The 15,865-nt window shown below is 47.1% G+C and carries 16 protein-coding genes and 1 riboswitch; of the genes, 8 read left to right on the top strand and 8 right to left on the bottom strand.

The annotated features are described in order from the left end of the window. Positions 1-57: 57 nt before the first annotated feature. From BQ7117_RS03740 to BQ7117_RS03750, 3 genes are all read right to left on the bottom strand, one after another. A complete protein-coding gene (locus tag BQ7117_RS03740; protein ID WP_073996255.1) occupies positions 58-888 on the bottom strand; it encodes a MetQ/NlpA family ABC transporter substrate-binding protein in 831 nt (276 codons plus the stop codon). 127 nt (positions 889-1,015) lie between these two features. Next, complete coding sequence (locus BQ7117_RS03745) at positions 1,016-1,744, bottom strand: methionine ABC transporter permease (protein WP_073996256.1); 729 nt, start codon at positions 1,742-1,744, stop codon at positions 1,016-1,018. Continuing rightward, positions 1,744-2,730 (bottom strand): methionine ABC transporter ATP-binding protein, encoded by a 987-nt coding sequence (locus BQ7117_RS03750; RefSeq protein ID WP_073996257.1) that lies wholly within the window; start codon positions 2,728-2,730, stop codon positions 1,744-1,746. The genes BQ7117_RS03745 and BQ7117_RS03750 overlap by 1 nt, the downstream gene beginning before the upstream one ends. 4 nt (positions 2,731-2,734) lie before the next feature. Continuing rightward, positions 2,735-2,820, bottom strand: a riboswitch (SAM riboswitch). 195 nt (positions 2,821-3,015) lie between these two features. Between BQ7117_RS03750 and BQ7117_RS03755 the strand changes: the two genes are divergently transcribed. After that, positions 3,016-3,231 carry a hypothetical protein gene (locus BQ7117_RS03755; RefSeq protein ID WP_073996258.1) on the top strand — a complete coding sequence of 72 codons (216 nt, stop codon included), beginning with the start codon at positions 3,016-3,018 and terminating at the stop codon, positions 3,229-3,231. 84 nt (positions 3,232-3,315) lie between these two features. Here the strand turns inward: BQ7117_RS03755 and BQ7117_RS03760 are convergent, their stop codons facing one another. After that, complete coding sequence (locus BQ7117_RS03760; RefSeq protein ID WP_073996259.1) at positions 3,316-3,990, bottom strand: metal-dependent transcriptional regulator; 675 nt, start codon at positions 3,988-3,990, stop codon at positions 3,316-3,318. Between the two features lie 84 nt (positions 3,991-4,074). After that, on the bottom strand, positions 4,075-5,319 hold the full coding sequence (locus tag BQ7117_RS03765) for an AI-2E family transporter (RefSeq protein WP_073996261.1): 1,245 nt from the start codon (positions 5,317-5,319) through the stop codon (positions 4,075-4,077). A gap of 146 nt (positions 5,320-5,465) precedes the next feature. On the opposite strand from BQ7117_RS03765, the gene BQ7117_RS03770 reads away from it, so the two are divergent. Continuing rightward, positions 5,466-6,215: an HAD-IIB family hydrolase gene (locus BQ7117_RS03770; RefSeq protein WP_073996262.1), complete on the top strand. Its 750-nt coding sequence runs from the start codon at positions 5,466-5,468 to the stop codon at positions 6,213-6,215. Positions 6,216-6,338: 123 nt separating this feature from the next. Continuing rightward, complete coding sequence (locus BQ7117_RS03775; protein ID WP_237563085.1) at positions 6,339-7,028, top strand: vitamin K epoxide reductase family protein; 690 nt, start codon at positions 6,339-6,341, stop codon at positions 7,026-7,028. Between the two features lie 57 nt (positions 7,029-7,085). Here the strand turns inward: BQ7117_RS03775 and BQ7117_RS03780 are convergent, their stop codons facing one another. Continuing rightward, the gene (locus tag BQ7117_RS03780) at positions 7,086-7,529 is read right to left on the bottom strand and encodes an HIT family protein (RefSeq protein WP_073996266.1); all 444 of its coding nucleotides are present in this window, start codon (positions 7,527-7,529) and stop codon (positions 7,086-7,088) included. A gap of 50 nt (positions 7,530-7,579) precedes the next feature. Next, complete coding sequence (locus BQ7117_RS03785) at positions 7,580-8,032, bottom strand: HIT family protein (RefSeq protein WP_073996267.1); 453 nt, start codon at positions 8,030-8,032, stop codon at positions 7,580-7,582. A gap of 142 nt (positions 8,033-8,174) precedes the next feature. Here BQ7117_RS03785 and leuS point away from each other — a divergent pair, with 142 nt between their 5' ends. From leuS to BQ7117_RS03800, 3 genes are all read left to right on the top strand, one after another. Continuing rightward, positions 8,175-11,060 carry a leucine--tRNA ligase gene (gene leuS, locus BQ7117_RS03790; RefSeq protein ID WP_073996268.1) on the top strand — a complete coding sequence of 962 codons (2,886 nt, stop codon included), beginning with the start codon at positions 8,175-8,177 and terminating at the stop codon, positions 11,058-11,060. A 145-nt stretch (positions 11,061-11,205) separates the two neighbouring features. Continuing rightward, complete coding sequence (locus BQ7117_RS03795; protein WP_073996269.1) at positions 11,206-12,195, top strand: aldose 1-epimerase; 990 nt, start codon at positions 11,206-11,208, stop codon at positions 12,193-12,195. 178 nt (positions 12,196-12,373) lie between these two features. After that, complete coding sequence (locus tag BQ7117_RS03800; RefSeq protein ID WP_073996270.1) at positions 12,374-13,201, top strand: helix-hairpin-helix domain-containing protein; 828 nt, start codon at positions 12,374-12,376, stop codon at positions 13,199-13,201. Between the two features lie 169 nt (positions 13,202-13,370). On the opposite strand, the gene BQ7117_RS07715 is transcribed toward BQ7117_RS03800, so the two are convergent. After that, entirely contained in the window at positions 13,371-13,607 is a 237-nt protein-coding gene (locus BQ7117_RS07715; RefSeq protein WP_161939417.1) for a hypothetical protein, read from the bottom strand. A 34-nt stretch (positions 13,608-13,641) separates the two neighbouring features. On the opposite strand from BQ7117_RS07715, the gene BQ7117_RS03805 reads away from it, so the two are divergent. Together BQ7117_RS03805 and holA are read left to right on the top strand one after the other, a co-directional pair. Beyond that, positions 13,642-14,832: a ComEC/Rec2 family competence protein gene (locus BQ7117_RS03805; protein ID WP_237563047.1), complete on the top strand. Its 1,191-nt coding sequence runs from the start codon at positions 13,642-13,644 to the stop codon at positions 14,830-14,832. 2 nt (positions 14,833-14,834) lie between these two features. Beyond that, positions 14,835-15,818, top strand: coding sequence for a DNA polymerase III subunit delta (holA, locus tag BQ7117_RS03810; protein ID WP_073996272.1), 984 nt, complete (start codon positions 14,835-14,837; stop codon positions 15,816-15,818). Positions 15,819-15,865 lie beyond the last annotated feature (47 nt).

Raw genomic sequence — 15,865 nt, forward strand, 5'->3', positions numbered from 1 at the left:
GAGCACCGCCTCGCTATATTAGTCTAGATAAATTATTCAGCTTCTAGAACTTAGCTTTTAGAAAGCCGGAATAATTTCTCCATTCGGGTACTTATCTTTAATGAACTGAGCTACTTCTGGAGAGTGCAGCAGCTTTTCAAGGATTGCGATAGCTTCTGCTTTCTTCGAATCCTTACGCCAAGCTATGATATTGGCATAGGGGTTATCTTTTCCATCCTCGATAGCCAAGGCTTCTTTAGCCGGCACTAAACCAGCTTCCAGCGCAAAGTTACCGTTAATTACGGCTGCCCCCACATCTGGTAGCTGTATCGGAATTGCCGGAGCTTCGGCTTCCACTACCTTGATGTTTTTCTTACTTCCCGTAATATCCAGCAGCGAAGGATTATCTACTTTCTTCAATTCGATTAGACCCTGTGATTCCAGCAACTTCAGAGCCCGCGCCTGATTAGACGGATCGTTATTTACCAGAATGGTTTCGCCATCTTTAATATCGGCTACCGACTTATACTTCTTCGAGAAAAGTGCGTAGGGCTCAATATGTATGCCTTTGCCACCTTCCAAATTATATTTCTTATCTTTTATTTCCTGCTCTAGATAAGGTAGGTGCTGAAAGAAGTTAACGTCTAATTCGCCCGCATCGAGAGCGGCATTCGGCTGCACGTAGTCGGTGTATTCTTTAATTTCCAAATCGATGCCCGCATCTTTCGCGAGATTATCATCTACGAATTTCAGAATATCGGCGTGCGGTACTGGGGAAGCTCCCACTACCAGCTTCGTCAAATGCTCGCCGTCTTTGCTCTCTTTTTCTGCACTGCCAGAGCAGGCGGTAAGGGCTAGAGCTCCAGCCAACAAAGCTGCAGATATCTTAGTAATAGTTGAAGTACGCATGATTTTTCCTTTCCCGCAATCTTTAAAAGTTGCGGTTTATATATATGGATTTAGTTAAATAAAGTTACTTTAAAATATGTATAGTGATGCCGAAGCTAAAGCCCGGTGGCTCCCGGCTGGTATCGCCTCAGCGGTGATCTACCAGCCGGCTGAGCATGTCGCCGACCATCTGGACGATCTGCACCATAATTAGAATGACAACTACCACTATTACTATCACATCAAGATTATAACGTTGATAGCCGTAATTAATAGCTAGGGCACCTAGACCGCCGCCACCTACTGCAGAAGCCATGGCCGAGTAGCCGATGATAGTAATCGTAATAATGGAACAAGACTGAATAATAGAGGGCAAAGATTCTTTTACCAATACTCCCGCCATGATGTGGAGGGGGCGTGCTCCCATCATCTGGGCGGCTTCTACTTTCCCCGGCTCGATGGCGAGTACATTAGATTCAACCATTCGGGCAAAATAAGGAATAGCAGAAACTGCTAAAGCGATGGTGAAAGCCTGCCAGCCGACGGCCGTCAGCCAAGGAAAGTTCAAAGCTCGAATCGCAAAGAGTACGATAATAGCCAGAATGATAAAAGGAATAGCTCTTCCCAGATTGACTATAGTGCCAATGATTCGATTTCCGATAGGGCTGGAAATTAGCCCTCCTTTACGACTCTCCGCCAGATAAACTCCCAAAGGAATTCCGAGCAGAATCGTGAAGAAAGTGGAAACCCCTACCATGAGGATAGTTTCCCAGATAGATTCCAAAAGCTTTTGCTGGATTGCTTCATTATTTATAAAAGTATCTCCAGCTTGTATAGTCGTAGCAGCCAGAGTAGCAGTGCTTTGTAGTAGACTCATTAGCTCCGCACCTCCGCAAAAATTCCGTTATTTTTCAGCTCGGCTAGTACTTTTTCCGTATTAGGGCTGGGTACAGTTAAGGCAATTCGCGATACCTGAATTTTTCCTACCGTTTCGAATAGGCCAGCGGCAATATCCGCTCCGAGCTGTGCCACTAAACCAATCACTTTGGCTCCGGCTGGCTCCTGCGGATGGGCAGTAAAGAAAATATCTATTAAATCTTTTCCAGAAAGATCGTAATTCTCTATTTTTGGCCGCGGAATAAGTTTCAAACTGAGCGGAGAATTCGGTACCGAAACCGCTTGGGAAATTTCTTTCGATTCTACAATCCGCCCCGCTTCTAGTAGCGTCACCGAATCACAAATCTTTCGTACCACGGGCATTTCGTGGGTAATTACTACGACCGTAACTCCGGTCTGGCGCTGCACATTCTTAATCAAATCTAGAATCTGCTCCGTAGTCTCCATATCTAGAGCAGAAGTAGGTTCGTCAGCAAGTAATACAGAAGGATTAGTAGCGATAGCACGCGCTATACCCACGCGCTGGCGCTGCCCACCGGAAAGTTGGGCAGGGTAGGAGCCTTCGCGCCCCTCTAAACCCACCAGCTTAAAAAGTTCGCTAATTCGCTTTTTGCGTTCGGCGGCGGGTACACCGGCTATTTTCAGTGGATATTCCACATTTGCTCCGGCAGTACGGGCACTTAAAAGATTAGCGCCTTGAAAAACCATACCGATTTCGCGGCGAGCTTCCCGCAATTCTTTGGGATTGAGTTCCGTGAAATTTTTCCCTGCTACCTGTACCGAACCGGAAGTGGGATGCTCCAAGGCGGTAAGACACCGAATAAGAGTAGATTTTCCAGCGCCAGATTCACCCACAATACCGTGGATACTACCTTCAGACACGGAAAGACTTAAATGATCCAAGGCTACTACCGGATCTTGCCCTTTTCGGGGATATATTTTCGTTACTTCCTGTAACTCAATCATTTTACCTCCATCGATCTCGGCATTAGCACCCGTCTATCCGGGTTGCTGCAGCTTCAAAGAGCCGAGTCTCTCTGCTGCTCTGGATGAACAGTTTTAGAATTCCACAAAGATTGAAAAGGCGCAAGTTTATCGGTGTGACCTTCCCTATAGTGGCGATATTGCAGGAAATCTTACTTTACTGAACTGCGCTAATGCGGAGGCAAGTGCTGAAGAGAGCAGAGAGTCAAGAAAAATTTCGGAGGCGAAGAGGAGAATTTTTTAAAGAGTAGTGAAGGAGCTAAGAAGATGTTTAATAATTTTTCCACCCACAATTCGCCGTTTCCGGCGCCACAAAATTCTGCTAATTCTCGTAATTCGCCCCATTCTGGCAATTCCCAAAATTCCGCTCCGCTGGCCGGAAATCCGTCGAAAAATCCGCCGGCAAATTTATTTACTATTCCACCCAGTGGGCTTTTAATAATTCCAGATTACTGCCGATGCAGTATTGCGGAATTAGGGTGAATTAGGAATTTAGGGTAGAGAATTGGAATAGAGAATTGAGGTAGCGAATTTAGTAGATAAAAGCGCGGGTGTCACTTTTCCTAACTAGGGTTGGCGTACCCAAATTTGCCGTGCAATAGTGAATGATAAATCAAGTTGTTTTTGCCCAGTATCTACCGAAATAATTCCTAAAGCTGGTTTTAAGCTCGCGATTTTAATCGTGGTATGCGGTTTAATCCCCATATCGGCCAAATAGCTTAAAATTTCGGAATTCTTATCGGATACGCGCACTACTTCTACCTCTCCAGGGGTAGATAAATCGGCAATTCGCACTGCCTCTACCCGGGAAATTTTTCCACTTGCGCTGGGAATAGAATCTCCGTGGGGGTCATGGGTGGGGTATCCCAGTAACTTATCGATACGTTCGATAAAAATATCTGACACCGTATGCTCTAAAGCTTCTGCTTCTGCATGTACCTCGTCCCAGCCATAGCCGAGCTCTGCTACTAAAAAAGTTTCAATTAAGCGATGTTTTCGCACCATATTAAGAGCAATTTCTGTGCCCTTCGGAGTGAGAGATACATTTCCGTAGCGATGATGATGTACTAACCCCAGCGCGGCGAGTTTTTTAATACCTTCCGAAACGGTAGAAGGGCTCAACTCCATGCGTTCAGCAATATCTTTGGGAGCTGCTCCGCTATTCTCTACACTGGCACTCGGCCACTCTGATAACTGCCAAATATGTTTTAAGTAATTTTCATTACTGGGAGTAAGATCCATTTCATACTTCCTTCAATGCCTCTCCTGCATTACTACTTCTAGACTAGCAATTTGGAGCAACTTTCGGGAGATAGGGCGCAGTTGCTATTTTTTATGCGAATTTTTCCGCAGTTTCTGCTGTTTTTTCGCTCCTTGCCGGGCGGCATTTTCGTTAAATTGCTGCCAATGTAGTTCGGTATAAGTAGAGAAAGGCTGCGGGGCTCCGCCCGGGCGGTTTTTATTATCTTGTAGATAGGGGAAAGAATCATGGCCCAGCAAATAGAGCACCGCACTATTTATAGCTGCTGCTATCGGTACCGCAAATAGGGCTCCCACTACTCCGGCTACTGCGGAGCCGCCGGTTACCAGCAGCACAATCGCTAAAGCGTGCATATTTAAAGCATTTCCTTGGAGAAGTGGCTGTAAAAGATTGCCTTCTACTTGTTGCACTAAAATTACTCCGCCAAACATTAATAAAGCCATAAAGGGACTGCCGGTATTTACCAGCACTATTAGTACTGCTATTGCTCCGGAAAGAAAAGCTCCAATTATCGGAATAAAAGAGCCTAAAAAGACTAGTGCAAAAATTGGCAGAGCAATTGTAATAGGGGTGCGCAGTAGGAGAGCAATAATCGTTATTCCCAAGGCATCTACAAAGGCCACTATTACCTGGGTGCGCATATAATTCCCAATAGTTACCCACCCGCGGATACCGGCTTCATTGATTGCATCGCGATAAGGAGGGGGAGCTAAGCGTACAAACCAATGCCAGATGCGGCGTCCATCTTTTAAGAAAAAGAATAATGCAAAGAAGGCCAGCACTGCTCCCGTCAAGAAAGAAGTTACGGAAGAGCCTACGGCCATTACACCGCCCAAAATATGTTGACTATTTCCGCGTGCCGCATTTTGCAATGAATTCCAAGCATTATCTAATTCGGCTTGCGCGCCCGGAAAACTGGCGTTTATCCAGCTAAAAATGCTTTGCATTCCTTTTTCTAGATTGCTGCCCAGCTCTGAAAATCCTTTGTAAAGTGCCGTGCCAGAAGTTCCTAAAATGCCAAAGATAATAAACAAAATTGCAAATAATCCAAGGGCGGCTCCAGCAGCGGGAGGAAGATGTAACTTGCGGCGCGCGCCGGCGGCAATTGGCTCCACCAATACCGTCATCAATATAGCGGCGAGTAAAGAAATAAGGAGAGTGGAAAACTTTAGGAGTAGCCAACCACCGAGAGCTAAAGTTGCAGCGATGATTAACAGCCGCCATGCCCAGCCCGCAGCTATCTGCAAAACCAATGGTATATGTGCGGAGAGGGGGGAATCTTTTTTAGAATTCAGATGGGTATCGGGCATAGAATTTCTCTCGGGTAGATAAGTCTCTTAGGTAGATAAGTCGTTTAGTTAATTTTAGTATAATTTAAGCTGTCTATTTGCTGTGGAAATAATGGAATGAAAAGCAGCTATGAAATTAGAAAGAAAGAAAGAAAGAAGAGGAACCTATGGAGAGCTATGCGCTACTCGCTTTCGATTTAGATGACACCTTGGCTCCTTCGAAGTCTCCACTACCGCCGCGAATGGGGGAGGAATTAAAAAAATTATTAGTGGACACCCCCGTATGCGTGATATCCGGTGGAAATTTTGCCCAGTTTCGTACTCAGCTCTTGGCAGGTTTGGAAAGTGTGGGAGCTAAGCTAGAGAATCTGCATATTATGCCTACCTGCGGTACTCGTTATTTGCGCTATCGAAATGGAAAATGGGAAACGCTCTACGCTCGTGATTTACCGGTGGAATTGCGTGAGAAAACTAAAAGAGTCTTAGAAGAAGAAGCGAAACAGCTCGGAGTATGGGAAACAGAGACTTGGGGGCCAATTTTAGAAGACCGAGGTTCCCAGATTACTTTTTCTGCATTAGGCCAGCAGGCGCCTTTGGAAGCGAAAAAAGCTTGGGATCCGAACGGAGAAAAAAAGGAAGCTCTGCGGGAAAGAGTGGCGCGGCGGCTCCCAGAATTAGAAGTGCGCAGTGGGGGGTCTACGTCTATTGACGTGACTCAAAAAGGAGTAGATAAAGCCTACGGAATAGCAGCTTTAGCGGAAGAAACCGGCATTGCAATTTCACAGATGCTCTTTATTGGCGATCGCCTCGACGAGGGCGGAAATGACTATCCAGTAAAACGGCTAGGTATTGCCACCTATGCAGTGAAAGGCTGGGAAGAAACAGCTGATTTTATTGCCAAATATACTGCCCGCTAAAATGTGAAATTACTAAGCTGGAAAGCTAGTAACGGGAAGCTAATAACGACGCGGAATCTTTGCAGCTGCAACAGGTAGCATCTGCGGAGAGAGAAACTACGAAAAGAGAAAGAAGTGCCGGAAATGCGAAATAAAGATTTAGACGCAGAACTGGAGGAACTTTCTGCTGCAGAAGTAGAGAGACGGCTCCAGAAACTTTCCGGTGCTCCCGATGCATGGCAAGAAGCAGGTGGTGCTGGGCTCGCTACGGCTCTCTGTTTAGCAATCTGTTCTTTTCTGGGGGTGGTGGCTTCTCTCGGATTAATTACCGCGGAAAAGACCCATCTACAAGATCCCGAAGCAGCTTTAGTCTGTGACGTGAACCCGCTTATTGGTTGTGGAAAATGGATAGGCACCTGGCAAAATGAAATTTTCTTCGGAATTTCCAATTCGGTATGGGGTTTAGCAGCTTTTTCGGCGCTATTCATGCTGGCACTAGTGCTTTTAGCTCGCGGTCGGTTCCACTCATTACTTTGGCGAGTGCTCAGTATCGGGGCAGCTGGCGGATTGCTATGGATTATCTGGTTTGTATACGAATCCTTTTTCGTATCAGGTACTATTTGCCCCTATTGCTTTATCGTCTGGCTGGCCACTATTCCCATTATTGTGCTTCTGATCAGCCGTTCTCTCCAAGGTGGCCATTGGGGAGATAAAGGGCGCGGCGTCGGTCAATTTTTAGTGCGCAACCGTTTTCTATGCGTATTTTTACTCTATGGAATTCTTATAGCCTTGGGGATTTTTCAGCTTGGCGGCAAATTTTCCGCTCTGTTCTAGCGGGAGGGTAGCTCCGGTAGCTTATATAGCCTAAATAGCTTCTATAGTTCGAGTAGCTCATAATTTATTTTTTAATTGGCATAAATCGGGCACAAATTCGCCGTAACCCATATCAATTAAAACTTGCCGCAGTTTCTGCATAGGAGCTTCCAAATTTTTATGTGCTTGCGGAGCAGCTTTTCGGAAATTGTGCACATCTGCCGGATTAGCCGGTATCAGGTGTAGATGCACATGCGGTACGGAAAATCCCATAATGGTGAGTATCGAACCTGTGGTATGAAAAGCTGTTTCTTGGGCGCGCCCGATTATCTGGGCGGTCTTTACCAAATGGGCAAATATCTGGGGTGGTAAATCGAAGTATTTATCTACTTCCAAGCGTGGTACCACCAATACGTGCCCCGGCGTCACCGGTTCAATCGTAGCTAAAACTACGCAGACCTCATCTTCCCATACAAATCTGCCTGGGGCGCGCCCGGCAAAAATTTCGCTGTAAATACTCATATCGCTACAAATAATACGGCAGAGGAACGTTCGAAATACTTAAAGTAGCGTCACTGCAAAGCAGTGGAGCGTAAATGATGCATATCGGCAGGCACGTTAGAGCCATACCCTAAACCCTGCAGAGCGCTCCGCAGTTTTTCCATAGCTGCATCTAGTTCCTCGGCGCTAGCTGCTTGTGCTCGTGCCAAATTCCCATCTGCTTCGGAAGTGGCTGGAATTACGTGTATATGGGTATGCGGTACTTCGAATCCTAAAATAGTGAGGATAGAGCGTGGCACCTGAAAAGCTTTTTCCTGGGCACGCCCGATTATTTGTGCCACTTTAGCTAGGTGAGCAAAATCTTCTGGAGCTACATCACTATATTTATCTATCGCTTGGCGTGGTACTACCAATACGTGCCCCGGCGTCACCGGCTCAATCGTGGCAAAAGCTACGCAAATTTCATCTTCCCATACAAAACGGCCGGGAAATTCTCCACAAATAATTTTTTGAAAAACACTCATGCTCTAAGTCTAAATCTAAAAAACTCAGAATGCGGGGTGAAATACCGGCGTGAAGTAGGCGGCAAAGCAAAATATCTAGGTATATTTCCAATTTTCTCTGCGCTACTATGGGGGAGATAGATAAACATCTAGAGGAGAAACTATGAGTAGTGAAGCGGCAGCGCTCCCATATCGCTATACGGCAGAACTCGCTAATAAGATAGAAGCTAAATGGCAAGAGCGCTGGGAAAAAGAAGAAACTTTTAATGCTCCCAATCCGGTAGGTGATCTAGCCACTTCCGGAGAGCTACCGAAGGAATCTTTTTATCTACTAGATATGTTTCCTTATCCTTCTGGAAAAGGCTTACACGTAGGCCATCCGCTAGGTTTTATCGCCACTGATACCATTGCTCGCTATCAGCGGATGCAGGGGAAAAACGTCCTCTATACGATGGGCTACGACGCCTTCGGATTACCGGCAGAGCAATATGCAGTGCAGACAGGGCAGCATCCGCGGATAACTACCGAAGAAAACATTGAGAATATGCGCCGGCAGTTGCGCCGTCTTGGGCTTTCGCATGAAAAGCGCCGTTCTTTTGCCACAACTGATGTGGACTATATGCGTTGGACGCAGTGGATTTTCTTGCAAATTTTTAATTCTTGGTACGATCCGGAAGCGCCGGGCAGAAAAGCTGGAACGCGCGGGCGGGCTCGGCCGATTTCGGAACTAATTGCTGGCTATAAAGATGGCTCCATTTCCACTCCCGATGGGCGAGAGTGGGCAGAACTGAATAAAGCCGAGCAGGAGCAAGCCGTAAATTCGCGCCGCCTCGCCTATATTGATTTTGCCCCGGTGAATTGGTGCCCAGGACTAGGCACCGTATTGGCAAATGAAGAAGTGACAGCAGAAGGGCGCTCTGAACGCGGCAATTATCCGGTATTCAAGCGCAATCTGCGGCAGTGGATGATGCGTATTACCGACTATGCAGATCGCTTGGTAATGGATCTGGATATGGTGGACTGGCCGGAAAAAGTGCGGCTTATGCAGCGCAACTGGATTGGGAAATCGATTGGAGCAGAAGTAGCTTTCGTGCTGCAGCATGCCGCTGGCTCCGAGACCTTGCGCGTATTTACTACTCGCCCAGATACTCTTTTTGGAGCTACTTTTATGGTAGTTTCCCCCGAGCATCCGCTATTACAAGAAGCCGAGAATATCCCAGCTAATTGGCCAGCAGGTACTCGCACTCCTTGGACTGGCGGTTATAGCAATCCACAAGAAGCTGTGCATGCCTATCAGAAGCAGGCGGCTCGTAAATCCGATATGGACCGCAGCGCCCTCGATAAAGAAAAGACCGGCGTATTCACTGGTCTATATGCTAAGAATCCGGTGAACGGGAAAGAGATTCCCGTATTTACCGCTGACTATGTGATGATGGGCTACGGTACTGGTGCAATTATGGCGGTGCCTGCACATGACCAGCGCGATTTCGATTTCGCGAAGAAATTTGATCTCGATATTATCCCAACTATGCAGGCTCCGGCGGATTTTGACGGCGAAAGTGCCTGGGTGGAAGATGGAGTAATAATCAATTCCGCCAATGCCGATATTTCTCTAAACGGTCTAGGAATTAGCGAAGGTAAGAAACTAATTACGGACTGGATGGAAAAGCAAGGCTGCGGAAAAGAAAGTATTTCTTATCGGTTGCGGGATTGGCTTTTCAGCCGGCAGCGCTACTGGGGAGAGCCTTTCCCGATAGTTTATGACGCAGATGGGAATGTACACGCTCTGCCGGAGCAAATGCTGCCGATAGAACTTCCCGATATTCCAGATTATTCTCCGCGTTCCTACGATCCGGATGACGCCGATTCACAGCCCGAACCACCTTTAGGGAGATTGACGGATTGGGTGCGGGTGCGCCTCGATTTAGGAGACGGTGAAAAAGAGTATTTCCGCGATACTAATACCATGCCGAACTGGGCCGGTTCTTGTTGGTATGAATTGCGTTATCTAGATCCACACAACCACCAAGAATTTGTGGCAAGTGAAAATGAAGCCTACTGGATGGGGCCAAAAGCTGGAAAAGAATCTGGCGGTACTGATCTCTATGTAGGAGGAGTGGAGCACGCCGTCTTGCATCTACTCTATGCGCGTTTCTGGCATAAAGTACTTTACGATTTAGGGTATGTAAGTTCTTGCGAGCCTTTCCACAAGTTGTTTAATCAAGGCTATGTGCAGGCTTATGCCTATACCGATAGTCGCGGCCAGTACGTGCCGGCTGATGAAGTGGAAGAGCAAATGCCTGCCGATGGGGAAGGCGAACCCACATTTACCTGGAAGGGGCAAACCGTCTACCGAGAATACGGAAAGATGGGTAAATCGCTGAAGAATATAGTCACTCCAGATGAAATGTGTGCGACCTACGGTGCTGATACTTTCCGGCTTTATGAGATGTCAATGGGTCCGCTCGACATATCTCGCCCATGGGAGACACGTGCGGTAATTGGATCACAACGCTTCTTACAGCGGCTGTGGCGGAATATCATCGATGAAGAGAGTGGAAAAGTAATCGTAACGGAGGAAGCTCCCGAAGGTGAAACAGCAAAACTGCTGGCGCGCACAATTGCGGGAGTACAAGATGATTACGGGCAGATGCATATAAATACGGCAATTGCCAAGCTCATCATGTTTAATAACCACCTAACTGGAATGGCAGTGCCCCGCGCTGCTGCCGAAGCATTGGTAATAATGGTAGCTCCCGTAGCTCCGCATATTGCTGAAGAGCTTTGGGAACTGTTGGGGCATACTACTTCTTTAGCACGCGTACCTTTCCCGGAAGTTAGCGATAAATCGCTGCTAGTAGACAACACCGTCACTTGTGTGGTGCAAGTGCAGGGTAAAGTGCGCGATCGGCTGGAAGTACCGAGAGATATTAGCGCTGCTGATTTGCAGGCACAAGCATTGGCATCGCCGCGAATTCAGCAATTCCTAGATGGTGAGCCGCGGAAAATAATCGTGCGCGAACCTAAATTGATTAATTTCGTGATTTAATTACCTATTTCGCCGCGACGCGATAGGGAAAGAAAATTATAGCGGGAGAGTGTTCCAACCAGCGGACACTCTCCCGTTACACAAAATGCTGTACTAGAATCTGCTTAATTACTAATAAGAAATACGGAAAATTTAAGGAAAAATTATGGCGAATACTTCTTTTTCAGCGGTAGAGAAAGCCGATTTTTTTGGTTTCCCAGCTTGGCGAATCAGAAGTGTATCTGGAGCGAGTGCGCTCATAGCAGAACGCGGAGCTACTCTTATATCTTGGCAGCCGGAGCTCGGGCAAGAAGTGATAGACGGCTATCAAGATGCAGCTGAACTAGAAAACCATATTGCCTATCGCAGCGCTATTTTGGCGCCTTGGGCGGGAAGAATCAAAGCTGGAAAGTATGTATTCGCAGATTCTACTCAGCAACTTTCCCTCAATGAGCAGGGAGAAGCCTTACATGGATTTCTTGCCGGGCGTGATTTTCAGGTAAAGGAAAAAGGAGCTGCCCTCACTTTGGAAACTACGGTGCCGGCTCAGGAAGGGTATCCGGGAGAATTTTCTGTGCAAGTCACGTACTCGCTAGAAGAAGGCTCCGATAAAGCGCAGCATTTATCGCTAGAGATATGCGCAAAAAATACCGGGAAAGATCCGCTGCCTTTGGCTTTGGGATGGCACCCCTATGTGCGTTTTCCGGGAAGTAGCGGTATCTCGAACTACAGTTTAGAAATTCCGGCGCGTACAAAAATTTTAGCTGATTCGCAATTAATTCCTTTAGCCGGGGAAGCTGCCTATGCGGGAATTAAAGCCCCCTTACATATCGATTATTTGGGCAATCAAAAGCTGGATGTATCTTTCCGTGGTTTGATTCCAGACGAAGACGGCGTAGTAACTACGCGGGTGCGTGATTTAGCTTCCGGAGCTATGTTGGAACTCACCCAAGAACCAGCCGATGCACCAGTAATCCATATTTTTACCGCAGATAATCTAAATCGCGATAGCCGTAATTCGCTGGCTCTCGAGCCGCTCTCGCACCTTCCCGATGCTTTTAATCGAGCAGATGCTCGCGCTAGCTTGCGCCTTGAGAGTGGAGATATTCGCCGGCTATATGCGACGCTTACCTACCGGAAGAATAACAATCAGTAGCCGCCTAATTACTAATTAGTAGTTAGCTAGCAGCTGATTGGTAGTTAACTGATAGCTGGAAGGCTGGATAGGTCTAAGACAGATAGCTGATAGTTGTCCACAAAGCTAGAAATAGCTTTAATATCCTCAAGGAAAAATAGCACTCAACAGCGCGGAAAATTTTTTTGAAAATAGAGGTATGTATCAACCTCCACCGCGTTTAGAAAAACTGACTGACCGAGCTAATTTACGCCGCCGTATGCCACGGCATGCGGAAATTTCTGATTCCAAAATCTCTGATTCGGGAGGAAAGCTAGGCATCGCTAGTACCGGAGAAGAGCTACGCAATCTGGCTTTTGAAAATGCGCTGGGCAACGATATGGGAGTGCTCACGGAGCAGCTGCAGCGCCCGCGTTTTCGCCTTTCCCAGCGCGCCATGCGCAGTCTAATAATTCTTTTAGGGCTCATGATGGGCGGATTAGGAATATCAGTTTTTACCCAACTGAGTCATTCAGATTCAGCTGCCCATTCCGCTCCGCCGGCCTCGCCGCCCGCTGCAGCTGAGGAAGTGGCGAAAAACGATTCTGCCGCGGTAGGGAAAGAAGCGCTTATCTATGTAACCGGAGCAGTGAAAACTCCCGGCGTAGTGAGCCTACGGGGAGAAGTTCGAGTGCAAGATGCACTAGAAGCTGCAGGTGGATTCAGCGAAACAGCTGATAAAATAGCTGTTAATTTGGCAGCTCCCGTGCACGACGGGGAGCATTTACATTTTCCTGCGCAAGGAGAAGCACCTAGCGGAGGGGGAGCAGAGCAAAACAATGTAGATGGAGCTGCTGCTCCGATTAATCTCAATCAAGCCGATAAAGAAGCTCTGCAAAAAATACCGGGAATCGGGCCGACCACTGCGCAAAATATCGTAAATTGGCGCACAGAAAAAGGGCCATTTCGGAAAGTAGAAGATTTGCTAAATATCCCGGGAATCGGGCAGAAAAATCTCGAAAAAATGAAGCCGTACCTTACGCTCTAGGAACCGCGATGCACGATTACCGGCTCCTCCCGGCAGCCTGCACTATCTGGTTTATCACCGCCAGCAAGCCTTATTTCTCGGCCACTATATTTTTGCAAGGTACCTGCTATTTTTTCGTTATTGGAGTGTTGTTCAGCATCTTAATGAGAAAAATTTTTCCGCTCCCCAATCAGCCTTCTTCATTAGCGGCCTTACCTCCTGTTGCGTCATCTTCTTTACCTGCTGCTGCGCTATTTTCGCCAATTATTTTTACTCCGTATATTTCTGAAAAAAGCTGGGGAATAGCAAGGCAAATAGTTATTTGCCTTCTTGCTGCTAGCTGCGCTTGTGGAGCTAATAGTTTACGCAGCTGGCAAGAAGCTAATTCGCTCTTAGAAGCGAGCGCGCAAACACAATTTTCTATCACTGGAAAAGTGTTAATTACTCGGGTGGGGCGAAATATGGGGGAGAATTCAGAAGATAAAATGCCGAAAATTCCTTTCGGTACTCGCGCGCGCCTAGAAAATATTGCCGGAGGCGGCCTAAAGCAAAGATATCGCAGGGAAGTATGCCTAAAAAATATGCCGAATAGCGCAGCTACCGAATCAAAAATTTCTGCCCCGGGAGCAGAATCAGCTTTTTCGCTCCGGACTGGAGAGGAACTCCTTATCAAAGGGAAAATTCAAAAAACTGCTGATAGGTATTGCAGCTACACTCTAGAAGCAGAGCAGATGCGCCGGGCCCCGCATCCGCAATTTTTTCGAAAGATCAGCGCTACGCTGCGGAGTGATTTCCAAAAAGAATTGCAAAAAAATTCTCTTTCTTATCCGGCGCTCATATCTGGGGTAGTGCTAGGAGATGATTCGCAGCTCGAGATACAACTGCAAAGAGCTTTGAAAAAAGCCGGTTTAGCGCACCTCACCGCGGTATCGGGTGCCCACATTTCTCTGCTACTCGGAGGAGTGATTCTTTTATTAGGGAAAAGCAAACCACTTCTCACCGCCGGAGCTGGCACCTTGATACTGCTGCAGCTACTGGCACTAGTTGGTTTATCGCCTTCGGTGGTGCGCGCAGCTTTGATGGGGGTCTGGGTATTAGTTGCGCTCGCGCTAGAAAGGCGCGGAAATTCTTTACCTTTTTTAGCTCTTTCGATTATGCTCACTTCCTTATTTTTCCCAGAGATAGCGAGAGAATTGGGGTTTCAGATGTCTGTGCTAGCTACTCTGAGTATCCTCACGCTAGGAAATTATCTACAAAAAAATTTAGCTAAATTTTACCCGGCCGCCATCGCTCGGCTACTTGCTTATCCACTGGCCGCGGGAGTGGCTACTATGCCGCTAGTGGCAGAAATTCAAGATAGCCTCTCACTCTGGACAGTGGCAGCGAATCTAGCCGCTGCCCCGGTGGTAGCGCCTTTTACAATATGTGGATTAGCGGCGGTGCTAGGCAGTTCTTTGCCTGGATTCCCAGTATTGCCCCTATTAAAAATTTGTAGTTTCTGTGCTAGCTGGATTGTAAAAGTGGCAGAATTTGCTTGCCAACTACCGGCGGGGGCGTTGCCGGTGGGAAAAAATCTTTTTCTACATATACTGTTGATATTTCTCATTCTGGCTTCTACTCGGCGGAAAGCTGCTGCGCGTGGAATAATATAACTATGGCTGTTTGGGAAGATATAGAAATAGCGCCGGTCATGCTCATAAATTCCGAAGAACCCGTATATGCAGACCGAGCAATAGATACGTGGAAAGAAAAACTCCGCCAAAGTTTTCCCGAGCTAGATATTAACGTAGTAACTTCCCAGAACTATACACCGCAACTACTTGGGCAAGTTTTTAGCCCCAGTTTATTTAGTGAACCGCGGCTAGCTATAATTCCAGATCTAGAAAAAGCCAGTAAATTGGCGGGAGAAGAAATAGCTGCATATTTAGAAGCGATACCGCCGGATTGTTTCCTTATTTTGCGCCACAATTCGACGGGAAAAAAATTGAACGTCAGCGGGAAAAAGATATTCACCCAAGCCGCTGCCCAAGGTTTCCCGATCGTGGAAATAAAAAAAGTAAAATATCCGAAAGATAAAGTAAAAGCGGTCATAGCTGAAGGTACAGCTAGAAAGCGCATAATCACAAATGACGCAGCAGCAGCTCTGGTCGATGCGCTCGGTTCTGATCTGCGCGAACTTTTAGCTGCCACGGATCAACTTCTAGCCGACGTATCCGGAAAAATAACAGCGGCTAATGTTCACACCTATTTTTCGGGGCGCATCGAAGCGAGCGGTTTCAACGTAGCTGATCAAGTCGTAAATGGAAATATAGAAGAAGCAATTCGCCTTAGTCGGCACGCGCTCGCCACCGGAACTGCTCCTGGGCAAATAGTGGCCGCCCTCGCCGTAAAATTTCGGCAAATGGCGCAAGTAATTGGAATGCAAAACTCTCATATCGGAGTAAAAATCAATCTCGCTAGCTGGCAAATTCGCCAAGCGCAAAATAGTCAACGCTACTGGAAAGAAGCCGCTCTAGCTAAGGCGATTCAAGAAATAGCACAGGCAGATGCAGATGTGAAAGGTCAATCTCGAGATCCGGGCTATGCGCTGGAAAGAGCTATTTTAGCTATTGGGAGAGCTCGCGCCAGTGCGAAGTGAAATCTATATTTGGAGCTGTATAGCCAGCTTCTAATTGCTCGCCTAGG

This window comes from Arcanobacterium urinimassiliense, assembly GCF_900119495.1.
GTDB lineage: Bacteria > Actinomycetota > Actinomycetes > Actinomycetales > Actinomycetaceae > Arcanobacterium_A > Arcanobacterium_A urinimassiliense.